The organism is Cupriavidus sp. 01T418 (assembly GCF_056398885.1).
The window spans coordinates 60,062-72,749 of the sequence record NZ_JBFTQG010000018.1 but is presented as its reverse complement, the minus strand read 5'-3'; the positions used below and the strand labels follow the sequence as shown (position 1 = coordinate 72,749).

The 12,688-nt window shown below is 65.9% G+C and carries 13 protein-coding genes; 6 read left to right on the top strand and 7 right to left on the bottom strand.

Features of this window, described 5'->3' with window-relative positions; genetic code table 11:
• The first annotated feature begins 30 nt into the window (after nt 1-30).
• The 6 genes from AC1DQ3_RS18860 to AC1DQ3_RS18835 all read left to right on the top strand — a co-directional run bounded on the left by AC1DQ3_RS18860 (nt 31) and on the right by AC1DQ3_RS18835 (nt 6,328).
• The gene (locus tag AC1DQ3_RS18860) at nt 31-1,446 is read left to right on the top strand and encodes a dihydrolipoyl dehydrogenase (RefSeq protein ID WP_477121725.1); all 1,416 of its coding nucleotides are present in this window, start codon (nt 31-33) and stop codon (nt 1,444-1,446) included.
• Nucleotides 1,447-1,685: 239 nt separating this feature from the next.
• Entirely contained in the window at nt 1,686-1,850 is a 165-nt protein-coding gene (locus AC1DQ3_RS18855; RefSeq protein WP_477121675.1) for a YciI family protein, read from the top strand.
• Nucleotides 1,851-1,888: 38 nt separating this feature from the next.
• Complete coding sequence (locus AC1DQ3_RS18850; protein ID WP_477121674.1) at nt 1,889-2,707, top strand: helix-turn-helix transcriptional regulator; 819 nt, start codon at nt 1,889-1,891, stop codon at nt 2,705-2,707.
• A gap of 178 nt (nt 2,708-2,885) precedes the next feature.
• Complete coding sequence (locus AC1DQ3_RS18845) at nt 2,886-4,244, top strand: MFS transporter (protein ID WP_477121673.1); 1,359 nt, start codon at nt 2,886-2,888, stop codon at nt 4,242-4,244.
• 93 nt (nt 4,245-4,337) lie between these two features.
• On the top strand, nt 4,338-6,050 hold the full coding sequence (locus AC1DQ3_RS18840) for an FAD-dependent oxidoreductase (RefSeq protein WP_477121672.1): 1,713 nt from the start codon (nt 4,338-4,340) through the stop codon (nt 6,048-6,050).
• A gap of 44 nt (nt 6,051-6,094) precedes the next feature.
• Complete coding sequence (locus AC1DQ3_RS18835) at nt 6,095-6,328, top strand: hypothetical protein (RefSeq protein ID WP_477121671.1); 234 nt, start codon at nt 6,095-6,097, stop codon at nt 6,326-6,328.
• Here the strand turns inward: AC1DQ3_RS18835 and AC1DQ3_RS18830 are convergent.
• The 7 genes from AC1DQ3_RS18830 to AC1DQ3_RS18800 all read right to left on the bottom strand — a co-directional run bounded on the left by AC1DQ3_RS18830 (nt 6,302) and on the right by AC1DQ3_RS18800 (nt 12,685).
• The gene (locus tag AC1DQ3_RS18830) at nt 6,302-6,835 is read right to left on the bottom strand and encodes a hypothetical protein (RefSeq protein ID WP_477121670.1); all 534 of its coding nucleotides are present in this window, start codon (nt 6,833-6,835) and stop codon (nt 6,302-6,304) included. The genes AC1DQ3_RS18835 and AC1DQ3_RS18830 overlap by 27 nt on opposite strands.
• Nucleotides 6,836-7,018: 183 nt before the next feature.
• Entirely contained in the window at nt 7,019-7,480 is a 462-nt protein-coding gene (locus AC1DQ3_RS18825) for a YbhB/YbcL family Raf kinase inhibitor-like protein (protein WP_477121724.1), read from the bottom strand.
• 128 nt (nt 7,481-7,608) lie between these two features.
• Nucleotides 7,609-8,412, bottom strand: a complete 804-nt coding sequence (locus tag AC1DQ3_RS18820) for a fumarylacetoacetate hydrolase family protein (RefSeq protein WP_477121669.1) — start codon at nt 8,410-8,412, stop codon at nt 7,609-7,611.
• A 74-nt stretch (nt 8,413-8,486) separates the two neighbouring features.
• A complete protein-coding gene (locus AC1DQ3_RS18815; protein ID WP_477121668.1) occupies nt 8,487-8,930 on the bottom strand; it encodes a BLUF domain-containing protein in 444 nt (147 codons plus the stop codon).
• 48 nt (nt 8,931-8,978) lie between these two features.
• Nucleotides 8,979-9,698, bottom strand: a complete 720-nt coding sequence (gene folE, locus AC1DQ3_RS18810) for a GTP cyclohydrolase I (protein WP_477121667.1) — start codon at nt 9,696-9,698, stop codon at nt 8,979-8,981.
• A gap of 199 nt (nt 9,699-9,897) precedes the next feature.
• Entirely contained in the window at nt 9,898-10,326 is a 429-nt protein-coding gene (gene arsN2, locus AC1DQ3_RS18805; protein ID WP_477121666.1) for an arsenic resistance N-acetyltransferase ArsN2, read from the bottom strand.
• A gap of 280 nt (nt 10,327-10,606) precedes the next feature.
• On the bottom strand, nt 10,607-12,685 hold the full coding sequence (locus AC1DQ3_RS18800; RefSeq protein WP_477121665.1) for a penicillin-binding protein 1A: 2,079 nt from the start codon (nt 12,683-12,685) through the stop codon (nt 10,607-10,609).
• Nucleotides 12,686-12,688 lie beyond the last annotated feature (3 nt).

The following is a 12,688-nucleotide window of genomic DNA, read 5'->3' as shown; positions in this document are numbered from 1 at the left end:
ACCGCGCAAACCGCGCAGACCGTGCAGACCATTCAAACCATTCAAACCGACGTTGCCGTGATCGGCGCCGGCACGGCTGGCCTGGCCGCGTACCGCGCGGCCCGCGCCGCCGGCAAGCGCGCCGTCATCATCGAGGGCGGCCCCTATGGCACCACCTGCGCCCGCGTCGGCTGCATGCCTTCCAAGCTGCTGATCGCCGCGGCCGATGCCGCTCACGAACTGCGCCACACGGCATCATTCGGCGTGCACGTGGACGGCGAAATCCGCGTTGACGGGCGAGAAGTCATGGCGCGGGTCAAGCGCGAGCGCGACCGCTTTGTCGGTTTCGTGGTGCGTGGCGTGGATGGCATTCCCGCCGAGGACAAGGTGAGCGGCTATGCCCGTTTCATCGACAACACCCTGCTGCAGGTTGGCGAGCACACCACCGTGCGCGCCAGCCGCGTAGTGATCGCGACCGGCTCCAGCCCCATGGTGCCGCCGCCGTTCAAGGTGTTCGGCGACCGCCTCGTGGTCAACGACGATGTCTTCGCCTGGGACGACCTGCCGCGCCGCGTGGCCGTGTTCGGGCCCGGCGTGATCGGGCTGGAGCTTGGCCAGGCGCTGTCCCGCCTGGGTGTGCAGGTGCGCGTGTTCGGCCTGCGCGGTGGCGTGGGGCCGCTCACCGATCCGGCCATCAAGGCCAATGCCGTGGCGAACTTCCGCGAGGAGTTCTACCTGGATCCGGACGCGAACCTTGGCGAGATGCGCCGCGAAGGCGACGAGGCGGTGATCAGCTTTACCGATCTCTCGGGGAGCATCGTCACCGAGCGCTTCGACTACGTGCTTGCCGCCACCGGCCGCCAGCCCAATGTGCGCGGCCTGGGCCTGGAGCATGCCGGGCTGGAACTGGATCAGCGCGGCGTGCCGGTATTCGATCCGGCCACCCTGCAATGCGGCTCGGCGCCGGTCTTTATCGCCGGCGACGCCAACGACATCCTGCCGTTGCTGCACGAGGCGGCAGACGAAGGCAAGTCGGCCGGCGAGAACGCGGCGGCCTACCCGGAAGTGCGGCCGCTGGCGCGCCGCGCGCCGATTGGCGTGGTGTTCAGCGATCCGCAGATCGCCATGGTGGGCCAGCGCCATGCCGACCTGGCTCCGGAACGCTTTGTCACGGGCGAGGTCAGCTTCGAGGACCAGGGCCGCAGCCGCGTGATGCTCAAGAACCGGGGCCTGATGCACGTCTATGCCGACAAGGAAAGCGGACGCTTCCTCGGCGCGGAATGGACCGGCCCGCGCGCCGAGAACATCGCGCACTTGCTGGCCTGGGCTTACCAGCAATCGCTCACCATCGACCAGATGCTGGCCATGCCGTACTACCACCCGGTGGTGGAAGAAGGCCTGCGCACCGCACTGCGCGACGCCGCGGCCAAGCTGGCTGCCCGCGAAGTGCTGGACAACTCCCTCTAATTTCTCCGTTGACTGCGGCGTAATTCCGATGTAGCCCGCGCCGGCAAATCGCCCGGCGCGCCGGCGCCGCATAGTTGCCCGTTTTGTGGGCAGTCCGATGGGGTCCGCATGCCAGAGCCATTTGCGGAGCTTGTCGACAGTGTTATCCACACAAAGTGTGGATAACACTGTGCGGCAGGAGACGGTGGCGCACAAAATCCGGGTCTTTTGTCAAGCCTGAATTCCAGCTTTTCCGGGGCTTGGAAGCGCGCAGCGACGTTGGCTGCGGTTTCTATATCGAGGATGTCGACAGCCTTGATGCGGTGCAGCAATTCATCGATGCCGATCCGTTCACGGCGGTGGGCGCTGGCCAGCGTGAACGAACGTGCCAAAAATCCGGCGCTTTGCAAGCAGCGCGGGTCTAGAATCAGGTGCCTTCCAAGGATTTCCGAATCAAGCCATCATGCGCTACTGGCGTCTCGATCGTCCCCCGCTGGCCGGCCAGCTTGACCTTTCCAAGGTAACGGGCCTGGTTGCGGCCATCGGGCATGACGATGCGAACGCGCTTGCCTCGGAAGTGCTGAAAACGCTGGGCGACGTCGCTTCCATCTCGCAGTGCACCGTCTTCGCCTACGAATTCGGCAATCGGCCGCGCACGGTATCGGTGGCGGATCACCGCGGCGGACGGTACTTGCGCGATGTGGCGGATACGTATGCCAGGCACTACTACGTCCTCGATGGGAACCAGAAGATCGTTTCCGCGCCGCGTCCCGGGAAGCCTGGTTCCAGCCTCCTGCTGCACCTGCAGACCAGCGAAGACATCGAGCACGAGGGCTACCGGGCAGCCTGCTACCAGCATCCGAACGTGTCCGACCGGCTCGCGCTGCTGTTGCAGCCGGCCGAAGATATCTGGTTGTCGGTCAATCTCTACCGGGATCGCGGCCGGGGGAGCTTCCGGCCCGGGGAAATCGAACTGGTCGAGGCCATCGCGCCCTTGATCGGCCATGCAGCGCGGCACCACTACGCGCTCTGCGGACAGAGCCAGATGGGCATTCCGCAGATGATGCTGGCCCGCCTCCGGGGCCTGTGCCCGGACTTCTCCAAGCGCGAAATGGACGTGCTCCGCGGCGTGCTGGAGGGCCGGACCGCGCATGACATCGCGGAGTTGATGGGTGTGAAGCCCGCCAGTGTCGTGACTTACCAAAAGCGCGCGTACCGCCGGCTTGGCATCTCCAGCCAGCGCCAGTTGTTCGCGCTCTGCCTGTCTCCAGCAGCGGCCTGAGCCGCTGTAGCGCGCCCGATCCCCCGTGCCTCCTGTACCCAAATTGGGGACAGCGGGCGACTCCCTGCACGCCATACTGCCTCCATCGCCCTGCGTCCCTTGCCGGAGCGCGAGGATGCGATTGCACCGAGACCCGCCACCGGGGCCGGCATAGAGTCAATCATGGAGACAATGCAAGATGCACCCGACCCCATCGGCTCGCCAGGGCCAAGCCGCCGGCGAGCCTGACGCCCCCATCCTGGCGCCGGCCGCCACCGAGCAGCAAGTGATCGGCAAGGTCTCGCGACACCTTCTGTGGTTTCTCTTCCTGTTGTTCTTCTTTTCCTTCCTGGACCGCATCAATATCGGCTTTGCCGGGCTGACCATGATGAAGGACCTGGGGCTGAGCGGCACACAGTTCGGCTTTGCCACGACGCTGTTCTATATCGCCTATATCGCGTTCGGCATTCCGAGCAATGTGGCGCTGGCGCGCATCGGCGCGCGGCGGTGGATCTGCGCCATCATGATCGCCTGGGGCCTGGCGTCGACCGCGACAATGTTCGCGACCAGCCCGGGCACGCTGTACCTGCTGCGCATCGTAGTCGGCATCACCGAGGCCGGCTTCCTGCCGGGCATGCTGCTCTACCTGACCTACTGGTTCCCCGCCGCGTATCGCGCCCGCGCCAACGCCTTGTTCATGATCGCCATGCCCGTGACCGCCGCCGTCGGCTCCGCGCTCTCCGGCTATATCCTGGGCCTGGACGGCACCTTCGGGCTGAAAGGCTGGCAATGGCTGTTCCTGCTGGAGGGGCTGCCTTCGGCGGTGCTGGGGCTGGCGGTCTACTTCTACCTGGACGACACGCCGCAGAAGGCCCGCTGGCTGACAGCCGATGACAAAGCCACCCTGGCGCGCACGCTGGCCGCGGAGCATCGCGACGATCCCGCGCCCGCCGGCACCCGGCCCAGCCTGCTTGGCGAGCTGACTTCGCCAACCGTGGTGAAGTTCGCGGTGGCCTATTTCTGCCTGGTCAACACCCTGGCCATGGTGGCGGTCTGGACCCCGCTGATCGTGAAGAGCTTCAGCGCCGATGCGAGCAACCGGACCATCGGCTTGCTCGCGGCGATTCCGCAGATCTGCACCATTGCCGCCATGATCTGGTGGGGGCGCCGTTCCGATCGCAAGCGTGAGCGCAAATGGCATTTGCTGCTGCCCATGTTGTGCTCCGCGGCCGGCTGGCTGTGCACGGCGTGGTCGGCCAATCCCGTCGTGCAGATGCTGGGTATCTGCCTTGCCTCGGCAGGATCGTACACAGCCATGTCCATCTTCTGGACCACGCCGGACCACGCGCTCAGCTTCCAGGCCAGGGCGGTCGGCATTGCGGTGATCAATGCCACCGGCAATATCGGCTCGGCCTTGAACCCGGTCGTGGTGGGCTGGCTGAAGGACGTCACGCATAGCTTCTCGGCAGGCTTGTTGTATGCCGCCGTCCTGCTGGTGGCCGGCGCCGCCGTGGTGGCGATGCTGCCGATCCAGGCGGTACGGGAGAAACGGAGCTGAAGCACGGACATCGCGGCAATCCTAGAAACCACGGAAGGTAAAGAAGCCACGCAGGCCATGAGAAGGCCGCGCGTGGCCTTACAGGAGCAAACAATGGGTATCGAATTCAAGCCGTATCCGTTCACGGCGAAACACTATGCGGCAAGGCTGCCGGCACTGGCCAGCGGCAGGCAAGCCCGGCACCACGCGGTTGCCATCGTCGGCGGCGGTCCGGTGGGCCTCGCCGTGGCGCTCGGGCTGGCCAACCAAGGCGTGCCCTCGGTGCTGATCGAGGCCGATGACTCGGTGTGCCAGGGCAGCCGCGCCATCTGCATTTCGCGGCGCAGCCTGGAGATTATCGAACGGCTGGGCGCGGTGGACGGCTTCTTGCAAACCGGCTTGCCCTGGACTGGTGGGCGCAGCTACTACCGGGATGCCGAAGTCTTGCACTTCACCATGCCCCAGGACGAAAACCAGAAGCTGCCGCCGATGGTGAACCTGGCGCAATACCATATCGAGCAGTTCCTGCTCGACGCCGCCCAGAAGCGATCGGACCTGATCGACATCCGCTGGCAGACCAAGGTGACCGCCGTCGACGCCCGCGCGGACGGCGCCACCCTCAAGCTGGCCACGCCGGACGGCAGCTACGCGCTCGACACAGACTGGGTCGTCGCCTGCGACGGTGGCCGCAGCACGATCCGCGAGGCGCTGGGCCTGCAACTGCAGGGCACGAGCTACGAGGGCCGCTATGTGATCGTCGATATCGAACTCAAGAGCGAGCGGCCGACCGAGCGCCTGGCCTTCTTCGATCCCTCGTCCAACCCTGGCTCCACGGTACTGGTTCACAAGCAGCCGGATAACATCTGGCGCATCGATTATCAATTGCGCGACGATGAAGACCCGGAACAGGCAGTCATGCCGGAAAACGTGATCCCGCGCGTGCGCAGCCTGCTGGAGATGATGGGGGAGAAAGGCGACTGGTCGCCGGTCTGGATCACCATCTACAAGGCCAATGCCCTCACGCTGGAGCGCTACCGGCACGGGCGCGTGCTGTTTGCCGGCGACGCGGCCCACCTGGTTCCCATCTTTGGCGTGCGCGGCGCGAACTCGGGCATCGATGACGCGGACAACCTCGCCTGGAAGCTGGGCTACGTGGTCAAGGGCAGGGCATCGGCGTCCTTGCTTGACAGCTACTCCAGCGAGCGCGTCTTTGCCGCGCACGAGAACCTGAGCTACGGCACCAAGAGCACCGAGTTCATGGCGCCGCCGTCCTTCGCCTTCGAACTGATGCGTAAGGCCGTGCTGAGCCTGGCGGTCAAGCATGCGAGCGTGCGTTCCCTGATCAATCCGCGCCAGACTTCAGCCATCGCCTATGCCGAATCGCCGCTGAATGTCGCGGATCACGCGCCGGGCTCGCCCGGCGCGTTCGAGGCCGGGCCCGCGCCCGGCACGGTCCTGCCCGAGTGCCCGTTGACTATCGTCGAGCGCGGCAACTCCAGGGAAGCCTATCTGACCGATCTGGTAGGGCCGCGGTTCTCCGCCTTCTACTTCAGTGACCAAGGCGCCTTCCCGGCTGAACTTGCCACGCTGGAGCGGGCGATGGCAGACAGGGATATGCCGTTCAGGCTCGTCGCCCTGACCACGCACCTGAATCCGGACCTGCCGCACGTCCACGGCTGGGATCACACCGGCCGGCTCTTCGCCATGTATGGCGCCGGGCCCGGCACCGTGTACCTGGTCCGCCCGGATGGGCATGTGCTGGGTCGCTGGCGCGCGGCAAGCGCCGCGCAGATCGCGGCTGCCATCGACCGCGCCCTGCACCCTTAAGCGGTAAGCATCAACCGACCAGCCACGCAGACAAGGAGAACATCATGACCGAAACTCAACTCGATAGCGTCTATACGCAGCTGTGCAATACCATGACGGAACTGGGCGAGGCCAACTCGCCCTTGTTCCTGGCCCGCTTTGCCATGCTGGCAATCGACAGCATCGGCGATGCGCAGGCTGTGCAGCGCCTGATCGCCGATGCGCGCGACGGCATGGCCGGCGCAGAGTGCCGCGCCGGCTCGCGAGCCCTGTCAGGTGGCCTGGACGCTATCCGGTGAATCTGGCGCTCGCCGCTCCAGGTTCATATAGGCATCGGCCGCAATCAGTCCGAACAGGACATGCGCGAACACGCTTTCCCACCCGCGCGCCTCGTCGAACCAGTTGAAGTACCGGCCCAGGACGTAGAAATTCACCAGGTAGACCAGCAGCCCGAACACCGCGCCGGCCAGGGTCGCCATGCCGATGCTGGAATCGAAGCGGAACGACGCGATGATCATGGCCAGGATCGTGGCCAGCAATACCGACAACGCGAAGTGCACCACGCCCGCGGCCAGCACGATGGTCCAGCTGAACGCATCTGCGGAGGCCAGCGCTTCTCTGCCAAGCATGATGGCCGCCACCATCTTCACCGTACCCCATGCCCCCTGGTACAGCACGAAGCGCGCCGTCAGCAGTTCCAGCACCACGTACAGGGTACCGGCGACCAGGCCCGCAATCGCGGCCGCGCGCCAGTCCGGCGCACGGCGCGCGAAATGGTGCGGCTGCATATGCAAATGGAGTTCCATGAGAGGCTCCTTCTGGCAAGCGGCCCGAAAATCAGGCCCTTGTGATAGTTCTAGCCCATTGACAGGAAATGCCAAGCCCTCACGCGCACGGCGAGTGTCGCCTGCGTGGCATCTCCATGTGGTGCAATTATCACGCCGTGGAAGTCGGCCGGGCATTGCCGCTGGCGGCGCTCCCCGCCGGCGTCAGGAACGCTTCTTGTACGTGCCTGCCAACTCCGCCTGCGCCAGCACGTGGCCATGCATTGCCTTCTCCAGCGTGGCCTTGGAGGCCTTGCCCAGATCGGGCAACACCACGTCCAGCGCATAGAGCTTGAAGAGATAGCGATGACGCCCGACTGGCGGGCAGGGGCCGCCGTAGCCCGTCTTGTGCCAGTCATTCGCGCCCTGGCGGGTGCCCGCGGGCAAAGCGGCCGGGGATACGCCGCCGGCGAGGCCGGTGGTGGCGGGCGGGATGTTGTAGAGCACCCAGTGCACCCATGTCATCTGGGGCGCATCCGGGTCGTCCACAATCAGGGCCAGGCTTTTGGCGCCAGCGGGCAAACCGGTCCAGGCGAGCGGCGGCGAAGTATCCGCGCCCTCGCAGGTATGGCTGGCGGGGATTTCACTGCCGTGAGGGAAGGCTTCGGATGTCAGCGTGAGGGGCATGGCGCTCTCCTTGCGGGCCGCATGGAGCCCGGCTTGCGGCATGAGCAGCAGCAGGATCGACAGAACGGCTGCGCGTCTTCGCATTCTGGACTCCTTCTCTCGCGCCGTCACCTGCCCGGCAACCTGCCTCAGGAGGCCGGCTGCGGTGCGAGTTGCAGCACGAGTTCGCCGCCGCCAAAGGTGGCGCGCACGGTATGGGGGCCCGCCACGACAGGGACATCGAACGGGCGGGTCAAGGTGCCAGTGGTGACCACGGTGCCCTTGCGCAAGGTAACGCCGCGTTCAGCAGCGTGCGCCAGCAAGGCTTGCAGCGCTTCCAGCGGATAAATGGCGTCGTCGCCGGCGAGCGGCAGCGCGCGTATCTCGCCATCGAGCGCTACCCTGGCGCTGTCGCGGACGTCTTCCATGCTGGCGGGATCGATCCGCGCGCCCAGCACCAGCGCGTGGAAGCCGACGTTGTCGCCGGCAAATGCTGGCATGCCGACCGCGGCCCGGTCTTCATACCGGGACAGAACCACTTCGACGGCGACCTGCGCGCTTTGCACGAGTCCGGCCACGTCCGCCGGTGCCAGCTCGGCTTGCAGGGGCGCCACATCGCGCGCCAGCCGCACCGCGATCTCGAATTCGATGGTGACCATCGCGCCCGGCGGCACCGTCACCGTATCGCCAGAGGCAAAGCAGCGCGATGCGCCCACCTGGCCCACCAGCGGGCGCGCCAGCTGCGCACGCCGCATGGCATTGGCGCTGCCGACCCCGAGCTTCCAGCCCACCACCGGATCGCCCAGGGCCGCCATGAAGCGGTCCTGCACGTCATAGCCGTTGGCCAGCGTGGCTGGCTTGGCATCGGCAGGCAGGTCGCGGAATGGCACGCCGCTGCGCAAGGCATCCGTCAGCAGCGTTGCCGCGGCGCCGGGGTTGAAGGTTGCGCTCACAAGTTCTCCTGGATTTCGGTCATGGGTGCGATCTAGCCGCGAGGCCGATAGCTTAACCCGGCGCAGGGCATCTCTCAGAAGCGATGGCGCTCCGAGGTGCGCGCCATGATCGATGCGCCCGCGATCAGTTCCTTGAGCAGTGCCTGCGAGGCCAGGCCGCTGGTGCGGTACGGATCGAGCTCGCCGTGGGCGGAATACTTCAGGATGGTGGCCATATTGACCTTGCAGGTATTGACCAGGCCCATCGCCCAGCCGGCGAATTCGCGCTCCAGGATTTCCTCGTAGTGCAGCAGCACGACGTCTTCGTGGCGCTCGTCCCGGACGATTTGCCGGTACAGGTGCGAGACTTCATTGCGGCCGCCTTCCAGCGCCTGCATGAAGACGCCGTTGCCGTAGCACAGCACACCGGTGATGCCGTGCTTGGGGTTGTTCGCAATGCTGGTCGCGACGATCGCGTCTACCAGCCCGGCATCGGCCGGCTGGCATGCGCGGCTGGCATAGAGCAGGCGTACTAGCATGTTGTCTCCACGAGAAAGGCTGGGTTTGCATGCGGCGCGCGCAGCGGCTTAGTCGCGGTGCCGGTTCAGCAAGGTCAGGAACTCGCGGCGCAGGCTGCCGTCCTTGAGGAAGGAGCCGCGCATCACGCTGTTGGTCATCTTGGCATCGGTATCGCGCACGCCGCGCCAGTGCATGCAGAAATGCTCGGCTTCCATGACGATGGCCAGCCCGTCCGGGCTCATCTTCTCCTGCAGCAGGTCGGCCACCTGGGTCACGGCTTCTTCCTGGATCTGCGGGCGGCACATGATCCATTCGGCCAGTCGCGCGTACTTGGACAAGCCGATCAGGTTGGAATGCTGGTTGGGCATCACGCCCACCCAGAGCTTGCCGATGATCGGGCACAGGTGATGCGAGCAGGCACTGCGCACACGCAGCGGGCCCACGATCATCAGTTCATTGATGCGCTCCGCGTTCGGGAATTCCGTCACGTTGGGCGGCTTGATGTAGCGGCCCGCGAAGATTTCCTTCAGGTACATCTTGGCGACGCGGCGCGCGGTCTCGCGGGTGTTGTGGTCGCGGTCGATATCGATGACCAGGCTGCGCAGCACTTCTTCCATGCGCGACTGCACTTCCTGGAGCAATTCGTCGATCTCGCCGGGCTCGACGTAGGCGGAGATGTTGTCGTTGGCGTGAAAGCGCTCGTGCGCGTCCTGCAAACGCGATCGTATGCGGGACGACACACTACCCGCCGCCTTGTCCGGGTGGGGTGCGTGGTGGTCGGATTCCATATCGTGCGCTTCGTGGCTTTTGTAAGGGATCGTTGATTATTATGGGCGATTGGCCTTGCGAGGCCTGCAGGCCTGCGCCAGACACTCGCACTTATTCTACAACCGCATCCTACGCCAGCGCCGGCCAACCTGGGTGCATTGCACGCAACAGCGCAATGGATACGCGGGAGGAGGGCGGCAAGATGAAGCGTCGGGACCGCTACAGCGCGGCCTGCATCACCGTGGCGGTTACCGGGCAGGTCTCGCGGGACAATGCCGTCTTCAACAATTCCGGTGGCACGCAGGCGCGCTCCACGCGCTCGAAACCCAGCCGCGCAAAATAATCGGCCGCCGTGGTGGTTTGCAGCACCACCGATTGCACGCCGCGCGTGCGTGCCTCGGCCAGCATGGCCGCTACCAGAAACTCGCCAAGGCCTGCCGAGCGCCCGCGTTCGGCGACCGCAACCGAGCGCAGCACGGCCACTTGTCCATAGTTCTCCACCCCGGCGCAGCCGAGCAGGCCACCGTTGTCGCGTACAACCAGGAAATTGCCGATCTGCTCGGTCACGCCGTCAACCGCCAAGCCACAAGCCGCTAGCAGATCCTGTACATCCTTGCTGTCATTTTCGTTTGCATAGTGCGGGCGCATGATGCCCTCCTGCCCTTCGGGCTGTTCCCTGTATCTTAAGTTCTGACAGCCTTCACGGTGCCTAGGGATAGTTCTTAAGTAGATTCGCGTACAGGACGTTTCCACCTTCGGTTTCGTACCGAAAAGCGGCATCCGGTCCGCGTGGCGTGCGGGATTACACCGATCCGCTATCGTGTGGAATTCCCGATAGCAAAGGGTTTTGTGCCGCCAGGCTCGCGGCCGATGCATGCGATCCGTCACGCACATTCAGGCAGGGAAATCCGCTGCCGTTCCACGCTGGTCAGGTACTGGGCTGCGATGGACGGGGCGTGGCCAGCGGCGGCGGCGGGAGCACGGATGCCCTGACGGGTGCCGCGGGTCCGTCCGCGGCTGGCGGAGCGGCCATGCCGACAGGCTCGCCGGTGCCACCCTGGGCCGGGTCGGCCGCCGGATCGGGTTGCGCCGGCGGCGGGAAGCCAAGTGCCGCGATGCCGTGGCTGCCGTCGGCGTACTCGGGATAGATCCAGTCGTCGCCGCTGCGCACCAGGTTCGCAGGCGCCGCGAATTCCTCCTCGGGCTGGCCGGCCAGCCGGCCTTCCATATAGTTGGCCCAGATCGGCAGGGCCGTGGTGGCGCCGAATTCGCGCCGGCCCAGGCTGCGGTTGTCGTCGAATCCCATCCACGCCACCGTGACGATGCCCGAGGCATAGCCGGCAAACCAGCCATCGACCGAGTCGTTGGTGGTGCCGGTCTTGCCGGCCACATCCGCGCGGCGCAGGTAGCGTTGCAGGCCCGCGCCGGTGCCGCTGGTTACCACGCTGTGCAGCAGGCTGTTCATCACATAGGCGTTGCGCTCGGGAATCACGCGGTGCGGCTGGGGCTCGCTGTCCGCCGTGAACAGGACATTGCCGGTGCCGTCGGTGATGCGATCGATCAGGTAAGGCTCGCTACGGTAGCCCTTGCTGGCGAAGACGCCATAGGCGGCGGCGAGCCGCAGCGGCGTGGTGGTGCCGGTGCCCAGCGCCATCGGCAGGTAGCGCGGCAGGCGCTGCTCCGAGAAACCGAACTTGCCGGCGTAATCCACCGCGTAGGGAATGCCGATCGCCTGCAGGGTGCGGATGGCCGGCAGGTTGCGCGACTCGGCCAGCGCCTGGCGCACGCTGACGGCACCCAGGAAGCGGCCATCGTCATTGCCGGGCTGCCACCGCGACGAGGCATCCAGCGGCGCGTCGTTGATCATCGTGGTGGCGGACACGCCGCGTTCCAGCGCGGCGGAATAGATGAAAGGCTTGAAGGTCGAGCCCGGCTGGCGCAGCGCCTGCGTGGCATGGTTGAAGCGGCTGGTGGCAAAGTCGGCGCCGCCGATCAGCGCCTCGATGGCGCCCGACTTGCTATCCAGCGAGACCAGCGCGGCCTCGGGCGCCGGGGCATTGCCATGGCGCTTGCCATACTGGTCCAGGCCCGCCTGCACGGCCTCATAGGCCAGGCCTTGCCTGGCCGAGGACACCGTGGTGTACACATTGATGCCGCGGGTATAGGCCGCATCGCCAAAGCGGTCGTAGGCGAGCTGGCGGGCCAGCTCCGCCACGTACTCGGCGTGGCCGCCGACACGGCCGTTGGCGGATCCCGCCACCCGCAGCCGTTCGGCGCGGGCCGCCTGGTACTGATCGTGCGAGATCATGCCCAGCGCCTGCATTCGCCCCAGCACATATTGCTGGCGCAGCTTGGCGCGGGGGAAGTTGACCACCGGATTCATCGTCGACGGCGCCTTGGGCAGGCCGGCCAGCATCGCCGTTTCCGCCAGCGAGAGCGCGTCCAGCGGCTTGCCGAAGTACGCCTGGGCCGCGCTGCCGAAGCCGTAGGCATGCTCGCCCAGGTAGACCTGGTTCATATACAGCTCGAGGATGCGGTCCTTGGACAGGGAACGGTCGATCTTCCATGCCAGCAGGATTTCATACCATTTGCGCGACAGCGTCTTCTCGCGCGACAGGTAGAAGTTGCGCGCCACCTGCATGGTGATCGTGGAGGCACCCTGGGCGTAGCCCTCGCCGATGTTGGCGAGCGCGGCCCGGAAGATGCCCGGGATATCGACGCCGGCGTGCTGGTAGAACTGATCGTCTTCCGCGGCCAGCAGGGCGTTCGACATCTGCTTCGGCATGCGCTCCAGCGGGATGAACTCGCGGTGCTCGTTGCCGAACTCGCCAATCAGCACGTTGTCGCTGGTGAAGATGCGCAGCGGGACGTCGGGATGGTAATCCCGCAGCGCATCGACGTCGGGAAGTTGACGAAGGCTCACCACGGCGGCGAACCCAACTAGCAATATGGTGGCCGCAGCCAGCGCCAAAGCGGCGCTGGCTGCCTTTGCAGCGACTCTTTTCATCCG

Excerpts from the sequence above, each read along its gene's own strand:
- AC1DQ3_RS18850 (WP_477121674.1), top strand. The coding sequence starts at position 1,889 with ATGCGCTACTGGCGTCTCGATCGTCCCCCGCTGGCCGGCCAGCTTGAC.
- AC1DQ3_RS18845 (WP_477121673.1), top strand. The coding sequence starts at position 2,886 with ATGCACCCGACCCCATCGGCTCGCCAGGGCCAAGCCGCCGGCGAGCCT.
- AC1DQ3_RS18840 (WP_477121672.1), top strand. The coding sequence starts at position 4,338 with ATGGGTATCGAATTCAAGCCGTATCCGTTCACGGCGAAACACTATGCG.
- AC1DQ3_RS18835 (WP_477121671.1), top strand. The coding sequence starts at position 6,095 with ATGACCGAAACTCAACTCGATAGCGTCTATACGCAGCTGTGCAATACC.
- AC1DQ3_RS18830 (WP_477121670.1), bottom strand. The coding sequence starts at position 6,835 with ATGGAACTCCATTTGCATATGCAGCCGCACCATTTCGCGCGCCGTGCG.
- AC1DQ3_RS18825 (WP_477121724.1), bottom strand. The coding sequence starts at position 7,480 with ATGCCCCTCACGCTGACATCCGAAGCCTTCCCTCACGGCAGTGAAATC.
- AC1DQ3_RS18815 (WP_477121668.1), bottom strand. The coding sequence starts at position 8,930 with ATGCTAGTACGCCTGCTCTATGCCAGCCGCGCATGCCAGCCGGCCGAT.
- folE (WP_477121667.1), bottom strand. The coding sequence starts at position 9,698 with ATGGAATCCGACCACCACGCACCCCACCCGGACAAGGCGGCGGGTAGT.
- arsN2 (WP_477121666.1), bottom strand. The coding sequence starts at position 10,326 with ATGCGCCCGCACTATGCAAACGAAAATGACAGCAAGGATGTACAGGAT.
- AC1DQ3_RS18800 (WP_477121665.1), bottom strand. The coding sequence starts at position 12,685 with ATGAAAAGAGTCGCTGCAAAGGCAGCCAGCGCCGCTTTGGCGCTGGCT.